Origin of the sequence: Mechercharimyces sp. CAU 1602 (genome assembly GCF_024753565.1) — a bacterium.
In the GTDB taxonomy this organism is placed as follows: Bacteria; Bacillota; Bacilli; order Thermoactinomycetales; family JANTPT01; genus Mechercharimyces.
Map to the genome: position 1 here is coordinate 345,162 of NZ_JANTPT010000001.1, position 22,946 is coordinate 368,107.

24 protein-coding genes are annotated in these 22,946 nt (G+C 44.6%); 22 read left to right on the forward strand and 2 right to left on the reverse strand.

From position 1 onward, the window contains the following. Window positions 1-72 precede the first annotated feature (72 nt). Genes NXZ84_RS01850 through NXZ84_RS01880 form a run of 7 tightly spaced genes read left to right on the forward strand, consistent with a single transcriptional unit; the run spans window position 73 to window position 11,253 of the window. Window positions 73-3,015, forward strand: coding sequence for a phage tail tape measure protein (locus NXZ84_RS01850; RefSeq protein WP_258840304.1), 2,943 nt, complete (start codon window positions 73-75; stop codon window positions 3,013-3,015). Window positions 3,016-3,035: 20 nt separating this feature from the next. Beyond that, window positions 3,036-6,287, forward strand: a complete 3,252-nt coding sequence (locus NXZ84_RS01855) for a distal tail protein Dit (protein ID WP_258838599.1) — start codon at window positions 3,036-3,038, stop codon at window positions 6,285-6,287. A 13-nt stretch (window positions 6,288-6,300) separates the two neighbouring features. Beyond that, on the forward strand, window positions 6,301-9,129 hold the full coding sequence (locus tag NXZ84_RS01860; RefSeq protein WP_258838600.1) for a phage tail protein: 2,829 nt from the start codon (window positions 6,301-6,303) through the stop codon (window positions 9,127-9,129). A 7-nt stretch (window positions 9,130-9,136) separates the two neighbouring features. Beyond that, window positions 9,137-9,697: a DUF4376 domain-containing protein gene (locus NXZ84_RS01865; protein WP_258838601.1), complete on the forward strand. Its 561-nt coding sequence runs from the start codon at window positions 9,137-9,139 to the stop codon at window positions 9,695-9,697. 1 nt (window position 9,698) lies between these two features. Beyond that, window positions 9,699-10,106, forward strand: coding sequence for a phage holin family protein (locus NXZ84_RS01870; protein ID WP_258838602.1), 408 nt, complete (start codon window positions 9,699-9,701; stop codon window positions 10,104-10,106). Then, window positions 10,107-11,039, forward strand: coding sequence for a peptidoglycan recognition protein family protein (locus tag NXZ84_RS01875; RefSeq protein ID WP_258838603.1), 933 nt, complete (start codon window positions 10,107-10,109; stop codon window positions 11,037-11,039). It begins immediately after the preceding gene. A gap of 1 nt (window position 11,040) precedes the next feature. Beyond that, the gene (locus NXZ84_RS01880; protein WP_258838604.1) at window positions 11,041-11,253 is read left to right on the forward strand and encodes a phage holin family protein; all 213 of its coding nucleotides are present in this window, start codon (window positions 11,041-11,043) and stop codon (window positions 11,251-11,253) included. A gap of 145 nt (window positions 11,254-11,398) precedes the next feature. Here NXZ84_RS01880 and NXZ84_RS01885 read toward each other — a convergent pair whose 3' ends face one another. Continuing rightward, on the reverse strand, window positions 11,399-12,745 hold the full coding sequence (locus NXZ84_RS01885; RefSeq protein ID WP_258838605.1) for a helix-turn-helix domain-containing protein: 1,347 nt from the start codon (window positions 12,743-12,745) through the stop codon (window positions 11,399-11,401). A 234-nt stretch (window positions 12,746-12,979) separates the two neighbouring features. After that, the gene (locus NXZ84_RS01890; protein WP_258838606.1) at window positions 12,980-13,432 is read right to left on the reverse strand and encodes a hypothetical protein; all 453 of its coding nucleotides are present in this window, start codon (window positions 13,430-13,432) and stop codon (window positions 12,980-12,982) included. A gap of 286 nt (window positions 13,433-13,718) precedes the next feature. On the opposite strand from NXZ84_RS01890, the gene NXZ84_RS01895 reads away from it, so the two are divergent. The 15 genes from NXZ84_RS01895 to NXZ84_RS01965 all read left to right on the forward strand — a co-directional run bounded on the left by NXZ84_RS01895 (window position 13,719) and on the right by NXZ84_RS01965 (window position 22,940). Beyond that, window positions 13,719-14,504, forward strand: coding sequence for a ParM/StbA family protein (locus NXZ84_RS01895; protein ID WP_258838607.1), 786 nt, complete (start codon window positions 13,719-13,721; stop codon window positions 14,502-14,504). Next, window positions 14,501-14,728 carry a hypothetical protein gene (locus tag NXZ84_RS01900; RefSeq protein ID WP_258838608.1) on the forward strand — a complete coding sequence of 76 codons (228 nt, stop codon included), beginning with the start codon at window positions 14,501-14,503 and terminating at the stop codon, window positions 14,726-14,728. Before NXZ84_RS01895 ends, NXZ84_RS01900 begins: the two co-directional genes overlap by 4 nt. Before the next feature lie 260 nt (window positions 14,729-14,988). Then, window positions 14,989-16,194: an FtsK/SpoIIIE domain-containing protein gene (locus NXZ84_RS01905; protein WP_258838609.1), complete on the forward strand. Its 1,206-nt coding sequence runs from the start codon at window positions 14,989-14,991 to the stop codon at window positions 16,192-16,194. Further along, window positions 16,163-16,702 (forward strand): replication-relaxation family protein, encoded by a 540-nt coding sequence (locus tag NXZ84_RS01910; protein WP_258838610.1) that lies wholly within the window; start codon window positions 16,163-16,165, stop codon window positions 16,700-16,702. Before NXZ84_RS01905 ends, NXZ84_RS01910 begins: the two co-directional genes overlap by 32 nt. Further along, window positions 16,699-16,947 (forward strand): hypothetical protein, encoded by a 249-nt coding sequence (locus tag NXZ84_RS01915; protein ID WP_258838611.1) that lies wholly within the window; start codon window positions 16,699-16,701, stop codon window positions 16,945-16,947. The genes NXZ84_RS01910 and NXZ84_RS01915 overlap by 4 nt, the downstream gene beginning before the upstream one ends. 4 nt (window positions 16,948-16,951) lie before the next feature. Continuing rightward, window positions 16,952-17,095 carry a hypothetical protein gene (locus NXZ84_RS01920; RefSeq protein WP_258838612.1) on the forward strand — a complete coding sequence of 48 codons (144 nt, stop codon included), beginning with the start codon at window positions 16,952-16,954 and terminating at the stop codon, window positions 17,093-17,095. After that, window positions 17,092-17,283 (forward strand): hypothetical protein, encoded by a 192-nt coding sequence (locus NXZ84_RS01925; RefSeq protein WP_258838613.1) that lies wholly within the window; start codon window positions 17,092-17,094, stop codon window positions 17,281-17,283. Before NXZ84_RS01920 ends, NXZ84_RS01925 begins: the two co-directional genes overlap by 4 nt. A 638-nt stretch (window positions 17,284-17,921) precedes the next feature. Beyond that, window positions 17,922-18,296 carry a helix-turn-helix domain-containing protein gene (locus NXZ84_RS01930; protein ID WP_258838614.1) on the forward strand — a complete coding sequence of 125 codons (375 nt, stop codon included), beginning with the start codon at window positions 17,922-17,924 and terminating at the stop codon, window positions 18,294-18,296. Window positions 18,297-18,488: 192 nt separating this feature from the next. Further along, window positions 18,489-18,809, forward strand: a complete 321-nt coding sequence (locus tag NXZ84_RS01935) for a hypothetical protein (protein WP_258838615.1) — start codon at window positions 18,489-18,491, stop codon at window positions 18,807-18,809. Between the two features lie 190 nt (window positions 18,810-18,999). Beyond that, window positions 19,000-19,365, forward strand: coding sequence for a hypothetical protein (locus NXZ84_RS01940; protein WP_258838616.1), 366 nt, complete (start codon window positions 19,000-19,002; stop codon window positions 19,363-19,365). A gap of 18 nt (window positions 19,366-19,383) precedes the next feature. Next, a complete protein-coding gene (locus NXZ84_RS01945) occupies window positions 19,384-19,815 on the forward strand; it encodes a hypothetical protein (RefSeq protein WP_258838617.1) in 432 nt (143 codons plus the stop codon). A 21-nt stretch (window positions 19,816-19,836) separates the two neighbouring features. Further along, on the forward strand, window positions 19,837-20,697 hold the full coding sequence (locus NXZ84_RS01950) for a phage antirepressor KilAC domain-containing protein (RefSeq protein ID WP_258838618.1): 861 nt from the start codon (window positions 19,837-19,839) through the stop codon (window positions 20,695-20,697). Then, on the forward strand, window positions 20,694-21,212 hold the full coding sequence (locus NXZ84_RS01955; protein ID WP_258838619.1) for a hypothetical protein: 519 nt from the start codon (window positions 20,694-20,696) through the stop codon (window positions 21,210-21,212). The genes NXZ84_RS01950 and NXZ84_RS01955 overlap by 4 nt, the downstream gene beginning before the upstream one ends. A gap of 140 nt (window positions 21,213-21,352) precedes the next feature. Continuing rightward, complete coding sequence (locus tag NXZ84_RS01960; RefSeq protein WP_258838620.1) at window positions 21,353-22,117, forward strand: phage antirepressor KilAC domain-containing protein; 765 nt, start codon at window positions 21,353-21,355, stop codon at window positions 22,115-22,117. A 16-nt stretch (window positions 22,118-22,133) separates the two neighbouring features. Further along, entirely contained in the window at window positions 22,134-22,940 is an 807-nt protein-coding gene (locus NXZ84_RS01965) for a P-loop NTPase family protein (protein ID WP_258838621.1), read from the forward strand. The last annotated feature ends 6 nt before the right edge of the window (window positions 22,941-22,946 follow it).

Below are 22,946 nucleotides of genomic sequence, written 5' to 3' on the forward strand. Positions count from 1 at the left end.
GCGGATCAGTTCAATACAGAATTGAACCGCGCCAAGCAAAACATGAATGACACGACGACATACGGAACGAAGATGAAAAGATCGTTCGGTTTAGTCGAAAAAGCGGCACTCGCAGTCGGCGGAGCAGTGGCAATCGGCATAGGCGGATCAACGGCAGTAGCGGCGACATTCGAGCAAGCAATGTCTCGTGTCAAAGCCATTTCCGGTGCTAACGAATCTCAGTTCAAAAAACTCGAAGATGCAGCACGTCAGCTCGGCGAAACTACGTCATTTTCCGCGAGTGAAGCGGCGAGTGGTATGGAGTATCTTGCGATGGCTGGCTTCGATACTACGGAAATCATTGCCGCAATGCCTGGCGTTTTGAATCTCGCAAAATCTGGCGCAATTGATCTAGGTACTGCTGCGGATATTACTTCGAATATTCTTACTGGCTTCGGAATGTCGGCGGATCAAACGGGACACCTTGTTGACGTCATGGCTTCGACGGTTTCGAGTAGTAATACGAATATCGATCAGCTTGGGGATGCGATGAAGTATGTCGCTCCGATTGCGTCACAGCTTGGATGGAGTGTCGAGGAAACTGCTTCTGCGATTGCTGCAATGTCGTCAGCGGGAATTCAGGGGTCCCAGGCGGGCACCTCGCTCCGTCAATCGTTGCTATCACTCGTGAATCCGTCTCAGGAAGCAAAGGATTTGATGGACGAACTCGAAATATCGATCACCGGAACCAATGGCGAAATGAAGCCGATGCCAGAGTTAATCGGGCACATCGCTAACAGACTCGAAGGCATGACGGAGAAACAGAAAACGTCAACACTCGCGCAACTCGTAGGTACAGAAGCGGCATCGGGTTTTATAAACGTCATTAACAAAGGACCAGATGCTCTCGCCGAATATGCCGAAGGACTAGAGAACAGCGATGGTGCGGCTCAAAAGATGGCGGATACCATGGGCGACAATATGCTCGGTTCCTTTAAGAAGTTCCAGTCGGCGTTGGAAGGTCTCGGAATATCGATAGGAAACGAATTCCTTCCGTATTTTACCGTCATCGTCGATGCAGCTACAGATGTCGTTCGGTTATTCGGGAAATTAGATAGCGGATCAGTGGCGATGGGTCTCGCGATGGCTGGCGTAGCGAGTACAGTTGCTCTCGTCTCTACGGCTTTCCTTCGACTGCGTGTTGCGGTGGCAGCGCTATACGCAAGCATGGGTCCAGCGGGTTGGATTATCGCAGGGATTTCGGCTATTGCAGCGGTGATGACCGGATACATCATGCAACAAGAGCGTCAAGTAGAGGTTTCAATGGAACAGGTTCAAGCTGGGTTAAAGCAGACACAGGCGAACGATCAGCTCATTGGTTCCTTCGAGGAACTGAAATCGAAAAGCCGATTGACTACGGAGGAATTCGGTAGATATATCGACTTACAAGAGGAATTAGCGCAGACAAATAGCGAGGAGAAAGTCGCAGAGATAAAAGAAGAGATGGAAGGGCTGCGAGAGAAGTCGGGGTTGTCGAATGACGAACTGAATACGATGGTTCGTCTGAACGGCGAGCTGATCGAGGCGTTTCCAAATGCTGAAAAAGCTGTTTCGGAGTTCGGAAACGAAGTTGTAGAAACAACGGATAAAATGTGGGATATGAACTACCAACAACAGGAAATGTTGAAGATGGAACTCATGCAGAAGCTCTCGGAAGGTGCACACGAGTATGCGGATTGGATGGAGCAGATAAAGCAAAAAGAAAGTGAAATGACGGTGCTCCGACAGCAACATGAGGGACAGACAAGTCATATTAACGATTTATATGTTAAAAGGAAGGTATATCAAGATCGATTGTTAGATGGAGATAAAGAAAATGACTGGTACGCGAAACAACGTTTAGATCATTATGATAAGTTGATTGAAAAAGCAAAGGAAGAACGGGATGCAACGTTTGAAAAGGTTGAGGCATCAAAAGAGGATGTAGGTAATTTAAATGAAAAGATAGCGAAACATGAAATAGCAAAGCAGCAAATGGCGGATCTGTTGTTGGCGCAGAACGGTATTAATATTGAAGCGGGTAAAGGGTTAGAAGGTATTGATAAGGAGATAGAGAAAAACAAGGACCTCATTCAATCGTTGAAAGAACAGAAGACGGGTCATTTTGAGAACGATAAACTACTCCAAGAACAAATTGAAAGTTACGAAGAACAAAATTCGATTTTACAAGGTATAAAGGAATCGATAAACGAAACTGCAGGTGCACAGTTAGAAGTAAATAAAGAAATCAATGAGGGAACAAATTATGCTCGTACATTGAACGATAAATTGAATGAAGAAACGAAAAAACCAGTCGATACTTCGGATATTGACGACGGAAAGAAGAAAACAGATGAATTAAACTCAAAAGCCAATCAGAAGACGAAGAAGCCCGTAGACACAAGCGATGTGGATAAAGGTAACCAGAAAGCGGCTAATTTAAATAAAGACATTTCCAAATCCACGAAAAAGCCTATGTCGAGTAAAGATATTGAATCAGGTCAAGGAAAGGCGCGTGATTTGAATAAGGATATATCGAGAAGCATCACCAAAACAGTAAAAACATCATCTATTTGGGATGCGGTAAGTGTTGCGAAGGACCTACATGATTGGCTCACAAAACCCGCGACAAAAGCTGTTTCCGTTGTCCGTTCTATTTATGAAAATCTCGTACGTCACCAAGGCGGATTAATTCCGACATACCATACGGGGACACCCTCGTCCGTTGTTCCTGGAATCGGAGAAGTCAACGCGACTCTACTAGGTGGAGAAATGGTGCTGACGCAACAAGACCAGGCGAAGTTGTTTCGATGGATCAACGATATGGAAGCGAGTTTCGGAAACGTTGAGGTTAGTGGCGTTTCCAGTATCGGAGATCAAGAAATAACAATAAACCTTCCGGTAATTCTCGATGGAAGGCAAATTGGCCAGACTTCGCATAGCTTCTTATACAACCAGAAAACAAGCACGCTTAGATCGAAAGGCTATATGACTTGACATAGAGAGGAGGCGGTATTTTGTCATTTACTTTTAACGGAGTTCATTCGGATGAGCATAATTTAACTGTCACTAAAACCGATTCGCAGGTGTTGCCGCCACGCCAACTCCAAACCATCGAAGTTCCTGCGAGAGCGGGGACGTTATACTACGGGGCCGAAAAGGGAGCTAGGATATTCACGCTTCATTGTGCCCTCATAGGCGAAACAGATTTCGAACACAGAATTCGCTTGATTGCGGAATGGCTTGATGTTGACGAACCCGCTCCGCTTGTTTTTAATACCGAAGCCGACAAAACATACTACGCCGTGGTAAACGACACTCCGACTCTCGATAGAGTGGGAACGTACGGAGAGTTTTCGATTCAGTTCTATTGCGCCGATCCACATGCGTTTGGGGAGGTGAAAACGCAGCCAATAGCGAATCCGGACGCTGTTTTCGTGAGGCAAGGGATTCGCTATCGCGAAGATGGAACGGAGGTCACAGAAAACTATCCGGTGTACAAAGACGGAAAGTTCGGAAAGGCGGTTCTTATCGAGGAAGGGACGGAGAACCTTTTGACTACGGCTAGTTTGCCGAGTAACGAAGAGGTGGCGGTTGATGTTGGAGAGGAATATTCGCTATCAATCGTTGACGGATCTGCGAAAATCGAACACACAGAGGTTTATGAGATTAACGCGACACTCGAAAAAGAAGGGGTCGATTTTGAGGGTTATGTCGATCAGGGTTGGCAGTCAGGGACTCATGTTAATACGGTGGAAGCCGATAATGACTATCTTGAATTGGCGAAGACAGGCGAGGATTTACGGTTAATAAATGGTACGGATTCGGAGTGGGCTGACTCATCGAATACATTAGTCGACACAACCTCGGAAAATGGAAATCTAGTTCTATCGAATCTTCCATCCTGGGACGTAGAAGAGAAAATGGAGGACTATACCGACACTTGGCAGATTGCGGGTCAGGGATACGGAGGTACCGTGACGCAAAAAACGAATTATGTTGAGATCATTGATGGAGGGTCAGGGGTTTCGGGTAACTTTGGAATGGAGCTGTTAGATCAAACTGTTTTTCCAGTGACCATGGATTTCCGTGTCCGGTGTCGCGATAATACGGATGCGTACGTTGTTATTGAGGATGACATCGACTATATAAAAGTAAAACTACCAAGTACTTCTGGAGAATGGGTATGGCACCGGATTATATGCCATAGTTCTAGTTCCATGACAAAGTATGTTGATGGAGTTGAGGTTAGCGGAGGTTGGTGGAAAGGAGACTCGAAGGTGAATCAAATTCAATTTTATATCGATGGTCCTGATGGATATGGTGACTTCGATATTGGACCAACCTATATCGCGTTCGGAGAAGACCTCGGTGCGCCTCCGTCAAACCACGAATATGAGGGAAAGTGGACGACTGACTACATTTCTGTGAGTTCAGTTGATACGTATGAATCTGTAGGAGTGGGCTGGGGTGCTTCGTATCCGGCTCCGTTTTCCGCAGACGATTATACGATCACATGGGAGTCTCAGCTCAAAATCGGAGGGGCTGAACAGGGTTGGAAAGACTTTGACAAGGACAATATAGTCGGGTTGTCCAAGGGAGATGACGTTTCAAATGTTGAAGTCTGTTTCCGAATCACTCTGAAAAGCCGTGACTCCTGTTTTTCTCCGCGAATATATAGAGCAGAGTACACTTTATACTCTGGATACGAGACGGCGGGATATAGAGAATCTGCTCCGATAGATATTTCGCAGGTTGGGAAGGCTTCTAGAACAGAATTAACATGGTTTGTTTCCGATGAGCCTACAGGAACTTCAGCGAAGGTAGAAACACAGGTTTCATTGGATGGAGGATCTAGCTGGTCTGAATACACGGAAGTTGTGATTAGTAGTGATCCGATACCAGATATCAGCCAGGATACCGATCTTTCCAACGCTTATCTCCGTTACAAGTGGACACTCACGACAACCGACATTTCCGAAACCCCGTCTATTGATCGAATGGATTACGACCTTTTCACCGGATACAAACCTTCACAGACAATTGATATTGAAACGGTAGATGTCGGATCTATTGGCGAAGTCGAATCATCGTTTATCGAATGGTCAGAGGATGTCCAACCCAACACGAACATCAAAATCGAAACCAGCATCGACGGAACTAATTACAAAGAAGCGACCATCGGGTCGTCTTTTTTAGTTCCAAATGAAAACCTAAGTGGAAAATCACTATACCTTCGATACACTATCGAAACTTCGGACACTGCCGTTGCGCCTACGTTGAACAACATAGCTTGGAAAATTGCGCAACAAGAGGAAACGAGAATTTCACCTGCGACATCGACACTATCGTTGACTCCGGCAAATGTATCTCGATGGCAACTCGAAAAGAAACCGTTTCCAACCGGATGGCAAGCGTATGGCTCACCACGAAATGGCGAATGTATCTATGTTAAAACCGATGAAGTGTTAAACGAAACGGAGGGGACAATAGAGTTCTGGGTTTATGAAGAGGGAGATAGCCCGGTTCAGCGATACATGATCGACTTGAACGGAAACTCACGAATGTCGCTGTATCGAAGTACAGATGGCAACTATGTTATCTATTTCAATGGAGAAGAAGTCATGTCTTCCTCTGCGCCATCTATCGGTTGGCACGCAATCACTATACGATGGAATGGAACCGAAGTAACTCTGTTCGTCGATGGAATCGAAATGGATTCCGAGGTATTGACGCAAAGTGTTTCTTTCTACGAAGCGACGCGGCTTTATGTCGGGTGTGACCAACATGGAGCGAATCAGTGGAATAGCCTCATTGATGATATGCGAATATCGAATATTGCACGAGCAGACGAAGAGATTGCCATTGGATACAATTCCGGAGAATCGTTTGAAGTAGACGATTTCACGACATACAAAGTAACTTTCGATTCTGCTCTCGCTTCGGCTACGGATTCCTCGATGATTGTCGAAGGGACTGCGCCTGTTCAACCGATATTCACCGTGTCGATAGTAAAATCTGCATCGTATTTGAAAGTGAGTGACGGAATCCATTATGTTTATGTCACGCCGGAAGTAGGTGAAGAGTTTGTGGTTGGGGACGTAATAGTGATCGATAACGAAAGAGCAAAGGTTACCCACAACGGCACGCTAAACATGCCGGATCTTGACTCGGATTTCTTCACGATACCGAAGGGAGAAACCGAATTCATCGTTGAGCCGTCAGGAGTCGCACGTATCGAGGCTTCTTTCACTGAACGCTGGAAGTAAGGGAGGTGAAACTGTGGATAAATTGTGGATAATCAATAGAAGTACAGAGAAGGCACTTGCTGTTTTGACGAATAGCTCGAACAAGTCGTGTACCTTTTTCAACGCGGTTCATCGTGAATCGATTAACGAATTTGAGCAACTGGAATTCAGTATTGACGCTACTCACGAAGACTCGGAATACGTCATCGAAAAGAATTTCGTTTGCTTTAGAGACCTAGACGGATTATACCGACTCTTCATCATTCAGGACATACAAGAAACGCATGACTCCATTAAGACGAAAAAAGTCATTTGCGAATCCGCAGCGTCTGAACTCCTCGGAGAGCCAGTCGAAGACATTACGATTTCCAATGGGACTGCGGAATACGCGCTGGATCGAATTCTTTCCGGAACACGTTGGCAAGTCGGTACTGTAGACAATCTCGGCGAACATGATGACCGATTCTATCGTGGAAACGTCATACGTTGGATCAACCGTATCCTTGAAATCTGGGGTGGTGAAGTACGGTTCCGTGTGACTATCGCGAATAACCGAATCACGGGGCGCTACGTAGATATTGTTAGTCAACTCGGCAATTCCGTACGAAAGCGTTTCGAGTATGGAAAAGACGTGCAGCAGATCGAAAAGAAAGTAGACGCGAAATCAGTTGTGACTGCGCTCTATGGCTATGGGAAATCCGATAGGGACGAAAACGATAACGAAACCTACGTCACCTTAGAGAATTCCGAGTGGTCTGTTGACAACGGAGATCCAACCGACAAACCTACCGGACAGTCGTGGGTAGGCGATTCAGATGCGCGGGATGCTTGGGGCATGCCGAATGGAGACGGAACCTACCGACACATATTCGGTGAGTTCACGGATAGCGATATCGAAGATCCGGAAGAACTATTGCAGGCGACATGGGACGAATTGCAGAAACGTAAAGAGCCACTTGTCGAGTACACGGCGACAGTGGTCGACCTTGAACGGGCGTATGGCGAAGACTACAGTCACGAAGCGATACGATTGGGCGACGTAGTATTCGTTATTGACCGTGAATTCGCTCCGGAGCTTCGAGCAGAGGCAAGAGTCATAGGAGTGGAACGACATCTCGATAGGCCGCAGGATACCGTTGTGACTATCGGGAATTTCCTGCCTAAAATGGCGGATGACTCTGCAAAACTACGAGATGTTGAACGTAGAGTAGGCGAGAAGATAGGCGTGACTGATCCGATACGTACTTCGTGGTTGAGTGGTGCTCTTGATGCTATCAACAATGAGATTTACGCAGGTGGTGGTACGGTTGTCACAACGAATGATGGCATCAATATCCTTGATAAACCACTGGATCATAATCCATCGAAATCAATCTTGATGAACAATGGGATTGTTGCGGTCTCGAATCAAAAGGTGAATGGGGATTTCGTGTACGAGGACGCGTTAACGGGAGACGGGATTGTTGCGAGTGTTATCCGTTCTGGTACGATGCTCTCGGATAGAATTCGTGGGGGAACGTTCTACGTTGGTGGAACGATAGAAGGTGTAGGACAAAACGGAGTTCTGTATTTACTAGACGACAAAAACGAGATAGTAACGACATTGAGTGCGGAACAGCAGGGATTCTCAAAACTCTATGTGGGTGAATTATCAGGAGAAAATGTAGTAGTAAAGGGTAGCGAGGACAAAACGATTTACGTAGACCCGTCATCCGGATCTAATGAAAAAGACGGTTCTTCATGGGAAAATGCATATCAGTCATTGCAACAAGCGATCGATGAAAATGTAAAAGAGGTGAATATAGGACGAATAACATTCAGGATCAAATCGGGGACAACGGTTGATGAAGAAATCGTCTTAGACAACATCATTGGCCCAGGAAGACTGGATTTCGATTTTCAAGACGACTCAACGAACCTGTACGGATACTTTCGAGTAGCATCGTGTCTAAACAGAATTTATATCTACGATGGGACATTTACACATTCAGGGTCGACTCATCCCAATGACGGCAAGCCGTATTCCGTTATCCGCACTCTAATGACGAATTGGGTGTCGATTAATCGTACGAAAATTCAAGGCGATGGTAAATGTGATTATGGTATCGCATCTGAAGGTGCCAATATTGTTGTGAGTGATTGTGAAATCTATGATGTGAATAGTGGATGTTTATATGCGACTATTGGCGGACACATTGCGTCTATGAACAATATCGGATCAGGTGGATATGGTGCGAGAGCGACGAACACGGGAACCATTTGTGGATGGGGTACCTATCCGTCAGGGTCAACAGCAAATATCCACGCAACAAGTGGTGCGAGAATATGGCTAACAGGTTCCGCAGATGATGGTTCTGGCGGGGGTTCCTATGATCCGCAACCAGTGACGTATACATGGTCTCAAAAAGATTCTCTTTCTTGGGATTCGAAATGGGGGTGGAATACGTGGGACCCGAATGAAGTAACGCAAGGAGATCCAGGCAGTTGGGGGGATGCTGGTTTGCATAGAGGTTGCTGGTTCTTCGACTATAACGACATTAGATCGAAACTAGCGGGAAAGATGATTACATCCGTAAAGTTTTACGCAAGGAGACAATCCAGAGGTGGGTACTCGGCTTCACGTCCTGTCTATTTCTGTACGCATGATAGATCATCTGCATCCGGGACTCCAAGCATGAGCGGCGCAACGAATGCAGGGAGTTTTAAATGGGGCGACAAAAAGTGGGTCACTCTCCCGAAAAGCTTTGGCGAAAGACTTCGTGATGGAGACGCAAAGGGGATCGGTATTTATACCTCAAACGCCAGCAACTATTATTATGTTTTGATGGAGGAAGCGTGTACCCTCAAAATTACATGTGAGTAGGGATGAAATGAAAATAATATTATTCGATGGAGATGAGATTAAAGAAGTTCTTAAAGGTTGCGAGAATGTTGAGGTTGACGACGAGACGAATTGTATTTATTTCGAGTCAGGAGAACTATGCGGAATTAAGAGCGACTATGCGATTGTTGACGATGATGCAGTGCCTGAAGATGCAATCCTAGAATCCAATTTACTTGAACCGGAGAAAGTGCGAAAGATATCATCACTGAACAATAGATGTGAATCCGCTATACTTTCTGGATTTACGTCAGAGACAACGGAGCACACCTACCAATTTAATACGACGGACCAAATTAACATGACGCAACAATATACGCTACTTCTCGGCAACCCCGATATATCTACCGTGGATTGGAAGACGGAAGATAGCGGGGTTGTTGCTCATTCGCGGGATGAGTTTATATCGATTGTCAATGAAGCGGAAGAGCATAAACGTGGAAAAATCGAAAAGTATTGGCGACTAAAATCGAAAGTACAAGCAAGTACCACACGAGAGGAGGTGAGGTCGATTTCGTGGGATGGAGGAGAAACCGTAGAGGAGAGTTAGTATGGCTAGTATTGATCAGTTAGTTTACGTTAAGTTTTTAGTTGGGTTTGGAGGTGCGGTCGCATCGTTTATGTGGGGAGGGTGGTCGGAAGCATTGACGATATTAGCGGTTTTCGTGTCGATTGACTTTCTCACGGGATTTGCTGCTGCGGGCAGGGAGGGGAGATTATCTAGCAGAAGAGGAATGCGTGGTATATCAAAGAAACTTCTCATCTTCGCATTCGTAGCGGTTGCACACCTTTTAGATCAGTTTTTAGGCGAAAGTCACTTGCTTCGTGATGGAGCGGTGGCTTTTTATATTGCAAACGAATGCTTATCAATTGTCGAGAATTTCGGGCGAATGGGGCTTCCGATACCTCCGAAAGTTCGTGAGGCTATCGAGATTTTAAGGGGAAAGGATGATGAATAAATGGGGCTTTTTGACTTAGGAGTTCCGGTTAAGGATGTTCGCAAAACATTAAAAAGAAGAGGAAGCTATCGTGATTATGGTGTCAATTCTAAAACCCACATTATAATCCATCACTCGTTAACAAAACGCAATTTGGCAGGATCTAATGCTGAATCATATGCGAGGTACCACGTTGGTTTGGGGTGGCCAGGAATAGGATATCACTTTGTAATTGAAGCGGACGGAACAATTAAGTACTGTCATAGCCTTGGTGTGATGTCCTATCATGTTGGAAACCACAATCGCTATTGCGTAGGTATTTGTTTGAGTGGAGATTTCCGATATGAAGAACCGACACAAGCACAGAAGGAGTGTTTACGTCGGCTTCACGCGTATCTTACGGGAGCGCTTCCTAATTATAAGAAGACTCTAGGGCATTGCGAATTGTCCGGATACGAGTGGAAGCAATGTCCAGTTTTTGACTATACAGCAACGCTTAAAGAAAAGACGAAAGAACCAAATCCTTTTGACCAATTTAAACCTGATGAACTAAACAAAGCACCCAATGGGGCTACATTTTCTCGTACATTGAAATATACGAATCCAATGCAATATGGGAAAGATGTAGAAGCCGTGCAAAAGATTGTAGGAACGAAATCAGATGGATATTTTGGTCCGAAAACGAAGTCACGCCTAATTAATTGGCAGAAGAAAAAAGGGATCAAGCAATCTGGTGAAGTCGGTGATTATAACTGGATGCGGATGTTTGGGAAGAAAGAGGTACAAAAACCGAAGAAGCGGAAGGAATACTGGCGTGTTTTGAAGGACGGAAAACAAATCGGTTATTACGACATCGACGAAAACGCTCGTAATGTGATACTGGAAGAAGCGGAAAAAGCGATGAAGAAGAATCAAGAAAATACCGAATTTAAGATCGAAAGGGAGTTGAAGTAGTATGGGTATAGATTGGAAATCACGTTTACGCAATGGATGGTTTTGGGCTTCGGTATCTTCGTTTGTACTGTACTTTCTAGTGGGAGAGGGGATTCTTTCGCAGGTTATCGCGGATCGTTATGAAATTTATTTCGATATGTTGATGGCGATTCTCGTAGGTATCGGGATTTTGATTGATCCGAAGACTTCTGGGATTAGTGATGGAGGGGAATAAGAGGGTTAGAAAAAGAAATGCCAGGGCATAATGCCCTGGCATTCACCTAACGATGGGTTCTGTTTTAATAGGATCGTCTGCTGCATACGAATCGTGCGAACCTATCGGAATGAGGACAGCAACAATCAGCGCAAGAATAGCGGTTTTAAGCCAACCCTTCAAGGTAATCAGCTCCTTCAAAAAAGAAATTTTTATGTTTAGTCTGTAGGTCATACATATGGCGTAAATAGCGGTTAAATTCCTTTTGGTCTAGGCTCTCCCAAGATTTAGCCAGCCTTGAGGCTATCTGAAGCTCTTTGTGTAAGAGGTCATTTTCTTGTGAAAGTTTGAGTGCTTTCTCGTAAATAGGAGTAGACCGATGCGGCTCTCCTTGCCACCGATATACGTCTCCAAGCACCATCAAGGATTCAACCAATTTAGGGAAGTCTTCATGTCTTTCGGCATTCTCTTGCGCATTGTTGGCTGCATAAAGAGCGTCATCCCAACGTTTTTGATGAATGTATAGCGCACCAAGCCGTGAATACAGCGTAGAAATGATGCGGGAGTTGACAAGCTTCTCGACTTGAGTTGCCATCTCAAAGGATTCCTCAGCGCGCTCGAGTTGCTTAGTAGATAGATAAATGCTACCGAGTGTAGTCCACAGCCCAAAAATATGCGCATATTGTTGTGTTGGTTGTGCTAGATCTATTCCAGACTTTACGTATTGAATCGCATCATCATATAGCTTGTTTTCCAAGGAAAGTTTAGAGAAAAGATCATAAATAGGCAAAATAATGTCGAGTCTTTTTATTTCATTCAAGCTCTCCTTGAGGTTTTCCAGCGTCTTGAGGGCTTCTGCATTACGTCCTACTCGGCTTAGATACGTTGCTTTGTCATGGATCAATATGTAACGGAGATCTGGTGTTTCGCTAGAAAGGCTAAATGCTTGGAGGCTTTGGTCTACATAGTCAATCGCCCTATATATATCATTTTGAGAGTATGAACAGAATGCGATTGAAGATAAGCAAATGGAGACTTCATTGTCCAACTTCCCATACTCGGATTGTTGGGAAAGTCTAATGGACTCAACGTATAGACGTTCAGCACGCTCGAAGTCATTAGATAATTCGTAGCAGTGTCCTTTTAAGCGGTAGAATATCGGTGCGTACGGATGTACTTCTGAATCGATATCTATTTTTTCTAACTTTTCCAGTGCTCGTTCAGGCTTGTTTATCTGACAAAGATATTCTATCATACGCAATTTTTCGCGTAGAACACTCAGTTTTTCTTGCTGGTCTAACATTAGTTCAGGCAGCTCATCACGATCAACACCGAGCTTTTCTTCCAGTAAATAATAAATTTTATCAGTTGAGACGTGCGGCACTCCTCGTTCAACGTTTGAAATCGTGGCGGGCGACGCATTGTTATCGGCTAAATCCTCCATACGAAGATCGCGCGATTTACGAATTTTACGAATCAATTCTCCAAGCTGCTTGCGTTGGAACAACTCCACTCTTCCGCACCTCCTGATTTAATGCAACCTGCCCATATTATACAGTTTTGACTATATAAATGCAATATACTAGTTGAACTATTTTTGTATTTTATGTAATTTCAAAAAGTAATGATTGAGGAGGGAATATAAGTATGCATATCGAAAATTGTATCTAAGTGAGTATCGAGACCGATAACATAGAAAAGAAGCGGTGGTTCCAAATCGGGAATACGCCGCTTCGATATTTTTCGTTTATTTTAATTCACTTAACTCTACGATTTGCTCTTTTGTCTTTACAATTAATCGATAAGAAGAGGAACAATCACTTTTTAATTCTCTTGTTTCTTCACCTTCGACTGATGCTTGTGAGACTTTATTACACGAAGTGGACGCTTCTTTCAGGAAATTAAGAAGCTTGTTGTGGGTGTCGCTATATCTACCGCTTGGTGCGAGACCTTGTATTTTTTCGATTACCTTTTCCGCTTCCATACTGATCAAAAGTGCCTCGCCACCGATCCCTGTGTCTAATTCATCATAATATGTCCCTGTGGCAACCTCAAACGGTTCCACTGCATCCTTAATTGCTTTTACGTATTCCTCATCGCTCATCCCAGAATCCGCGAATACGAAAACCCCAATTCCGATTCCTCCCGCTACAATTACGAAGATCCCGACAACTAGAGAAATCACCCATTTTTTATCCATACTCGTCCCCCTTATAATCTACGTTTAGTTTAACTCGAACGCAGATATGATTCAATATTACGAATTTTATTTTGTTTTATGCGAATTAATCGAAATGACCTCTTTTGATCGAATTTATGGATCGAAAAACTTATCTTGTCCATAGAAAATAATGCGAATATAAAATTCATCCACAGATATACATCTAGTGTACACTCGATCTACCCACAGTGTGGTTACGGTACTGCATGTTTACACTCGATGTACCTCTAGTGTAGATCGAGTGTATTGAAGGAGGCGAGATGATATGTTAGTCGCGGTTGATTGCGGAAGGTCGGAAGTTAAAGTCGTCCATCGTCACGGAAAGTTCGCGTTTCCCGCTGTAATAGGCGAATGGCGGAAGCTAAATATCGGTAAGAAGCGTGAAAATGAGATCGAAGTAGTTTACGAAGGAGAACGTCTTTTTATCGGCGACTTAGCTGTTCGTGAGTCCGAATTCCATCGAAGCATGATGACAGATACCAAGGCGCATGAGCAAACGTTAATTTTAACGCTTGTTGCTGTGTATCAGGCGAACACAGTGGGGAAGGTAAGCGTTGTGACGGGGCTACCAGTCGAATTGCATTCAGACGACGAGAAAGCGTCAATGAAAAAACTGATAACTGGAAAGCATCGGATCGAAGTGAACGGAATATCGCGCCTAATCCAGATCGAAGAGGTAGTTGTTTGCATCGAAGGAGGCGGAGCTTTTTGGGCGAATCCTCAACGTGGTTTAGTTCGGATTATTGATGTCGGAGCAAAGACAGTGAACTTCTTGACGCTTAAGGATAAAGAGTACATTGATCGCGAATCAGGAACGTTGCAGTTCGGGGGAGATACGACTAAGACCAGAAGCGCCAAGCATCTCGCAGAGCGCATTTGCGGAGAAGTCGCGAAGAAGTGGAGCGCGGAGGATACCGTAATTACGGCAGGGGCGATGGCAAACGATTTGATTCCGCATTTTAAGCGCCATTTCCCAAACGTAACCGCCGTACCTGATCCTAAGTACGCCAATGCGCAAGGCTTTTATGAGATCGGGAAGCGGTTATTATGAATCGGTATCGTCAGATCGCAATCGTCTTCAACATCAGTGATCCGGATCAAAAATTCCTTTACGACATGGTGATAAAGCGTCCAAACAAGTCGGGGTTCGTAAAGAAAGCACTTGATTACTACCGTCTAGGTCAAGGAACTCCAATGCAGATAGCGCAGGTTACGAAATCAATCGACAACACAGAAGACGATCAAGATGCGGAATTGATGCGAGGGTTGGTCTAGCGTGTATATTCGCGTAATTCAGATGCCTACGTCGCACCGACTGAGGTGGCTGGAAACAACACAGATATTAGCACCCTGACGCTGCCACCGAAGGAGGTGTTTCAATGTAAAGGAAAAACGTATACGGAGATAAACGCATAGGAGGTAAAGAAACCGAACAAAAACGTTAATTTCCGGATCAGAGCCGAAAAAGCAAGCAAAAGGAAATCAAACGGAAAGGTGTGGGACGGGTGATAATTAGCTACACGGTATTCGGCGGAATGATTGCGTATAGCGGGATTCGCCTCTTCCATCTAACGAAAGAATCGCGAAAGGTTCAATCGGTACTTCGGAATAACGGAATTGAAGTAACCGAAAACAATAAGAAGAAGCGAGTAAGAGTGCGTCGGATCAGTCAAGCACAATACGGAAGTCGATTGTATCTAAAACTTCCCGAAGGGATTTCGTCAGAGGACATCGAGAAGTGCGAAGCAGCCATTAACGAATCTCTCCGAAAGGACATCGAAATCAGATACGAAAAGGAAGAAGGCGTGTACATCGATATTTACGACGCGGATCTGCCGGAAGAAATCGAATACTCGACACGGCTATTGAGAAATGACTACAAGGTTCCGATTGGCGTGGATCATCTTGGTGAAACGATTTACTACGACTTCGAGGGATCATACCCTCATCTTCTTGTAGGTGGTATAGCTGGAGGAGGGAAGTCGGTTTTGCTGCGCTCCATACTTACATCACTGGCGTTGAAGACGAAAACCGACTTGTACCTAACGGATCTTAAAGGCGGTGTTGAACTCGGTTTATTCCGTAGCATCGAACACACGAAAGGCTTCTCAACGACTCTCGGTGAAACAGCGAAAATCCTCGGCAAAGTCGAACGGGAGATGGAGCGGAGATACGAAATCCTCCGTCGCAATGAATCACAACAGTGGAAGGGGAAACGGGTGATCTTCGTCATGGATGAGCTGGCGGATCTGAAGGAGAGAGGAGGCGAACCGAAACAAGACAGATCCGCCAAACACGCAATCAAATCGTCACTGGCGAGAATATCGGCGAAAGGTCGGGCGGCAGGCGTAATTTTAGTCCTGTGTACGCAAAGACCAAGCGCTGATATCGTAGACGGCTTAATCAAGACGAACATTTCAACGTCTGTCTGCTTCCGTACTCGTGATAATATCCAGTCAAGAATCATCTTGGACCACGGTAGGGCTTCGGAATTGCCGGGGATTCCAGGCAGGTGTATGTACCAACAGACAGACGATCTAAAGGTTCAGACGTTCCACTTGTCGTATGCTAACGCAAAAAAGCTTCTGAAAGACGTGCCGAAACGCCAGGAGGAACAGGAGCATTCCGAGGAGGTGACCGAAGTTGAACGCGGCACTCAAACAGCGAAAGTACCTCCGAATGAGAGTGGTACTATCGACGTTGATGCGCTTGGACTATTTGACCGCGGATCAACTGCGTAGCCTACACGATGACTTAGGTGGGAATCGAAATACGCGTATCTTCATGGCGAGTCTTGAGAAAGAAGGCTTCGTGAAGAGCTTTCTGACGGAACGCGTCAAGGTCTACTACTTGTCGAAGAAAGGACGTCAGGAAGTCGGGTCGCGAGTAATCCGAAAGAAGACGGTTTACATCGGCCACTATCTCCTTCGCAATCAACTGTATCTCTCTGTGATGCCGGAAACATGGCGGAGCGAACCGAAAATCGAATTTCAACAGGAGACATTGCGCCCTGACGCTGTGTTCACGAAAAAAGACCGTAAGTATTTCCTCGAAGTCGACATAACACGGTCAATGGCGGATAACCGCGAGAAGATACGGCTGTACCGCGAACTAAGAGATAGTGGTGCATGGAAAGGCGAATTCCCGATTGTGATGTTCGTGACGACGACGGAGTATCGAAGGAAGGCGTTGGACACGGAGCTAGAGGGATTGAAGCACATTATCTTAACAGAGGTGGATTTACGATGATGTGGGGACGTGAAATGGCGAATATTTTCGAAGTCCAAGCGGGGTATCCGGATTATAGATTTAATTACGAAGAAACAAAGTGGTACGTGGCAGAGCACGGAATAGACGAATTCATTCGAGAAATCCAGGACGCGCATCCGAGCTACGATATAGGACAGATTTCAATCGCATGGCTAGATGATCATAAATTTATCTGCAAAGCGCATGGTAATCGGGGGGACATAACGATTGGATGGGAGCGATAAGCGAATGACAACGTTAACGAGTATTGCAATTACAGCGATGGTTGTAGCACATGGCGTTGCGGCAACGAAGTCGGCTGTCTGGCTGGTTCAGAATTCAAAGGTGCGAAAGTTCTACGATGAGAAACGAAAGGAGCGAGTATCGTGTTGAACATGGAGCCGATGTTTGTCGTTGTCGGGGTAGCGATAGGTTCGTCTTTCGTGGAAAAGACACTTGAAAAAATGGGCCACGGTTCACTAATCCCTTTCGTCAGCTTGATTTCATGGGCAGTGGCGGGATGGTATACGCTGGATTTCTACATGGGAGAGGTATCGCGGATAGGTTCGCTGTTCCGATAGGAATTCGATTTAGTAGCGCCTTAGCGGGCGTTATTTTTTTTGTTTTCGGAAGCGATACATAGTGTTGTCGAGGGATTACGTGTGGCACCGAGAGGCGGAAATAGTGATCGGATGGTTTCGTATGCGTGGCGATGGAGCGTATCTTATAACGGATTTAATTAGGTGATTTCTGAAAAAGTTTTTCGAAAGTGTCCTCAAACGAAGAGCAGTTACCCGTTAGTTAAGGTGAGATGAAAAAAGGAGATAGAATTCTCATCAAAAGTGCGCAGAAGTGGGGTGAAGGTACCTCTAATATAGTGAGGGCGAAATTAATCAAAACTTTTTTCGGAAAAAGTGCGCAGAACCACTGACGATTGACTCTAAACATTGTAGAGGGACAAAAAAGAAAAGTTTTTCGCAGAAAGTGTCCTAATTTGAGATCAAGAGTGAGTGTATATAAATGAGGACGACAAAAGAGAAAATAATTTCGCGAAAACGTCCTCGAAATGGAGGTGGTTCGCCCCATTAAATAGTGAGGGGAAAATCGCAGAAACTTTTTTCGGAAAAGTGTTATCAGATCAAGGTCACCCTGCCCCTATATATATAGTGAGAAGGGAAAATCGAAAGATCGTTATCAAAACAATGAGGAGGTCGTGAAAATGGAAAACGAAGTTTTCGTCAAGATGAAGATTTCCGCAACGCATGACGGCATGATCGGAGACATGGGCGCTGAACGATGGCAGACGTTGTGTGTATTGGCTTCTTACATCGATAAGAACGGCAAATGTTTTCCTTCGCAAGATTTGATTGCGGTAAGACTCGGAGTATCTAGACAATCTGCGAATAAACGGATTAAAACACTTTGTGATTACCGATGGCAAGGCGAGCCGTTAGTGGAGAAATACCAGATGAGGACGGAAGGGCAACGATTTACGAATACGGTGTACTTCTTTACAGAGATGAATCCATTTTCGATATTCTCGAAAGAATCCGCAGATGAAGAACCGTGTCAAGTTGAAGCTCTTTCCTTGTAACGCTGATTAAAGTTCCGTGTAAACGATGACGCAGAAAGGGGTGGTTAGGAGACGGTATACGGATAAAGTTGAAGCTACCTATACGTAATGTTTACCGATAACCAGTTAACCTAGAGCCATTGTACCTAGAAAAAGACAGTGTCAAGTACCTTGTTCGCGCAGTCAGTTAAAAAGAAAAGGAGAGGATAAAGGTTGAAAAAGTATCCAGTTATATCTGAAAAGACTGGAAGGAAATATCTAGTCAAGATAGAGGATCGTTCGTGGAGTATGTTCTCAGCTTACCGTCTTAAGTTATATGGAGAAAAAAACAAAAAAGCGATGACTATAGGCTTTAAAAACGTGTTTCTAACGTATGTAGATGTCCCGATTCATACATTTGATGGGGATCTTATAAGGGATGTACGCGATCTTGTTAACGATTACGAGGAAGAAATTCACCAAAAAGAAGAGAAGAAAGCACAGATTAAACAAACAATTAAGAATTTCGAACAATGGGACGGTATTGTACGATGAGTACCGCGTACATCTACGATTGCCCTAACTGTTCAAACGTAATTGCGGTTTATGTACCCGTAATGTATGTAGTCTGTAGCTGCGGAAAAAGGTTGTCGGAACCTATGGAAATCCTTAATACGAAAGATGACTACTACAAGATCAAGAAGCTGTCTGAACCGCGTCATTAAATGGAGAAGGGGTGATTATTGTGGGTACTCCAATTTGCAACTGGAGAAGGATAGAGGTAGACAATTGGTCGGAGATAACGTTTCTACATTATCTAGAAGACAGACATGAAGAGATATACGGTCTCCCCTACGCAAGAAGAGGGAATACCGCATCAGAATATCAGCAAATCGGTAAATTAATCGAGCATTACGGGACAGAAATCGTGAAGGAATTCATTGACGAATGTTTCGAAGTCTATCGTCCTAGCGCGGATTATCCAGGAGTGAATTTATACTTCATGTGTACGTATATGGGGTATTGTCTACAACGCGTGATCATTCGAGATAAGATTCGCCGAGGAGAAGATGGACGAATTTTGATCTTGGGAGACATGGACTATAAATGAGATGAAAGGAGTCAGTATATGCGAAATCTGATAAACGACTTACGTATCTGCCAGCAAGCAACGGATGGACCGTGGTATGCGTATTGCGAAAGCGGACAATTCCATCACGTTGATAGGAAACTTGAAAAGGGATGGGAGTTCATTTGCCAGTACGCAAACAAAAAGGACGCGGAGTTCATCGCGGAGTCTCGTGAAGGATGGCAGGAAGCAATAGAGCGAGCGGTTACTGCGGAGACGGAGATCGTACGGTTGCAACACGAATTGTCGGAACTATTCATGAATTTGTTGGAAGAGTACGAAGATGCTAAAACGAAAGTGATTTATGATCGAATAGATACTCATAAAGAAAACGAAGCCTTTGAGGAACTTAACGAAGAGGTCGAAGGGTACGTGAATCGTATGAATGGCGTATTGACTGGACGGACAGTGGAAGACGTACGTAATTACTAAATCAAAAGGGAGAGGTTGAGTATGAGTAAAAAGACAATGATCAGCAGTGCGGCGTTGATGGAAAGTCGATCATTACGCGAAGCACATATTGATCGTGTGGAGGTCTTAGACAAGGTGAAGAAGTTGGCTTTACTACCAAATGATGTTCATACAACGGTTGGATTGGTAGCGAATTATTACGAAGTGAGTAAGAAAACGATTGAAAAAATCATCGAACGTCATCGGTTGGAAGTTGAGTCGGATGGTTTGAAGGTTCTAAGGGGGAAAGAACTGACCGACATGAAGTCGGTGGGTTTAATTGGAAAACGGACGGCGTCATTTGTAGTAGTCCCACGACGTGCAGTTCTCCGAATCGGGATGACATTAGAAAAAAGCGAAGTTGCCAAGGCTGTCCGTGATTACTTACTAGATGCCGAAGAACAGACGAACCATCGAAAGGCGTTCAATACGGAAGGGATGTCCGAAGATGAGCAGTTCGAGTTAGCGAAGATGGCTTTTGACAATTGGACGAAAGAGCGTCAACTACGTAAGCAGGTGGAAGAATCGAATAAAATGATGGCACCAAAAGCAGAAGTCTACGATGCCTTAGTTGATACGAATACCACCATGTCACTGCGGGATGTTGCGAAGCTCATCGGTGCAAAACCGAATAAAATGAACGAGTTTTTGAGAGAAAGTGGCATCCTCTTCAAAAACATACGCGGAGACATGAGACCGTATCAAACTTATATGAACAAGGGGTGGTTTGAAGTGAAAGAGATGACGATAAACGGTCGGATTTGTTTGCAAACACGAGTTACGCAGAAAGGCGTAGTAGGGATACGTACGTTTGTACTCGATGCTGAAACACGGAATTTACTAGTAGGAGGGGTTGCGAAATGAGTATGATCGACTTTGATTTCTTTCACAAATACAAAGATCTTTACTCAAGGATGACTCACAGATTTCTGGATGAGGTGCGTAATATTGATGAAGATGAACTAGCACAGAGAAGGATGGTTAAAAAGAATTTTAGGGACATGGTAATCACCCTGAAATTGATATGTAGGAAATTAGAGAGTATTCGCGATGAACTGACGCTAGAACAGTATAAGCATTACAAGAAGCATTTTGGCGATTCTGCCCTCCTACTCATAGAAATGGCAGATGACTTGAAGATGCGCCTGACAAGTGATGAGTATTGCTCGTTGTTCAGTATCGAAAAAGAGGAATGGATTAAGTCATACGGACGGAAGAAGCCAGAAAGTATCATGGATGCAGTTTTCGTGGAGAAGCTGAGCGAGGAGTATCTGTTCGACTGCATGATAGGTGTAGTGGTGGGCCGGATATTCGCAGATCGAAAATTGAAGAAGCAAGCAGATACTTTCTCACGGTATGGATTGGGATTTCCTTTTTAGCAGATGGGGTGGGTATTAATTCATGGTCAGTCGTTTGCTGAAATGGGTGAATGTAAAAGGAAGTCTCGTTTAACAAAACTGTTAAATGAACGATCAAGTTTCTGACAAACTTATCAAAAAGAATTGAGAGGAGAATGTATATGTCTGACTTCAAAGTAATTGATAATGAGTTGATCCCTGTGTATCAGAATAAAAACGAGGAACGCATCGTAAACGCAAGGGAGCTTCATGGGTTTTTGGGAAGTCGTCAGGAATTTTCGAACTGGATCAAGTCACGGATTAAAAAGTACGGATTTAAAGAGCGAGTAGACTTTTTGATAAGCTTATCAAAAAGTACCGGAGGGAGACCTTCTAAGGAGTACTACCTTAAGCTCGGCACAGCAAAGGAGATCGGGATGATTGAGGATAATGAACGCGGAAGAGAGGTACGACTTCATTTCATAGCGGTTGAAGAGAAGTTTAAAGAACAGCAACTTGTGATGAATCGGTTTGACATCCCGCAAACATTACCTGATGCTCTGCGTTTAGCAGCGGATTTAACAGAAGACAATGAACGCCTAAAAAAAGAGAACAAAACGATGATTCCTAAGGCGAAATCCTACGACATCTTCATGAACGGTGAAAATTCGCAGACTGTCGGTGTAGTGGCGAAGGCAATTGGATTCGGTCCCTACAAGCTATTTGCAAGGCTGCGTGACGAAAAGATACTGATGGATGGCAGCCGACGGAATATACCATACCAGCGATATATCGATGCAGGATTTTTCACAGTGAAGGAAAGTACGATTCAAATGGGCGGTCAAGTGGTGAACGTTGCCACGACGCATGTAACACCGAAGGGAGTCGATTTCATCGTCAAGAGATTGGGATTGGTGGTTTCGGAAACGCAGTTAATCAAAAATTAAGAAAAGGAGGAACGCCATGACAGCGACTAACGAGAAAAACTGTATTCTAAGCGGAGTGTGTACGAAAGCGGGATCGGTGGAATGCACGCGTATATGTCCGCATTTTGTCGCGATGCATGGAGCGAGCGGAAGCGGTGGTCGTATCGGAAACGCGAATATACCGAAGGACTATGCGAAAGTAACCGTTGATACGTCTCCTATCCGGAAAAATCAACGCGAAGTATACGGAATAATCGAACAGTATGTAGGAACTTTCTCGCGGCAGTTCGGGGAGAACGGCGAGCGTATCAAGTCGCTATATCTATACAGCGCAAACACCGGAACAGGGAAGACAACGACAGCCTGTGCTTTGGTGAATGAATACCTCATTAGGCACTATATCGGTTCACTCAAACAAGGGCGGAAACCGTTAGACCGCCCTGTTTTTTTCCTTGATTTTAATGCATGGCAGAGTCGCTACAACGCGGCTAACCGTTCGCATGTTGACGAGGATCAAGCGAAGGAGGCATCGAGACGATACTACGAGTGGTTTGACATTGCGAAGAAGGTGCCGTTCTTGATAATCGACGACATCGGCGTTCGGCGTTGTACCGAGGCTTTTCGTGGGGATGTGGAGGAGCTAATTAATTACCGATCTGCGAATCAGATGCCTACAGTATATACGTCCAATATAAATATTGAAGGACTGGCGAGAGTGTACGATCTGCGAATTATGGATCGAGTTCGCGATTTGTGCCTGCCAATCGAGTTCGAAGGAGAAAGCTACCGGAAAAAGAAACATGAACGCATGGTGACTGAGTTGGCTAATTTTACAAAAAGGTAAGAGGAC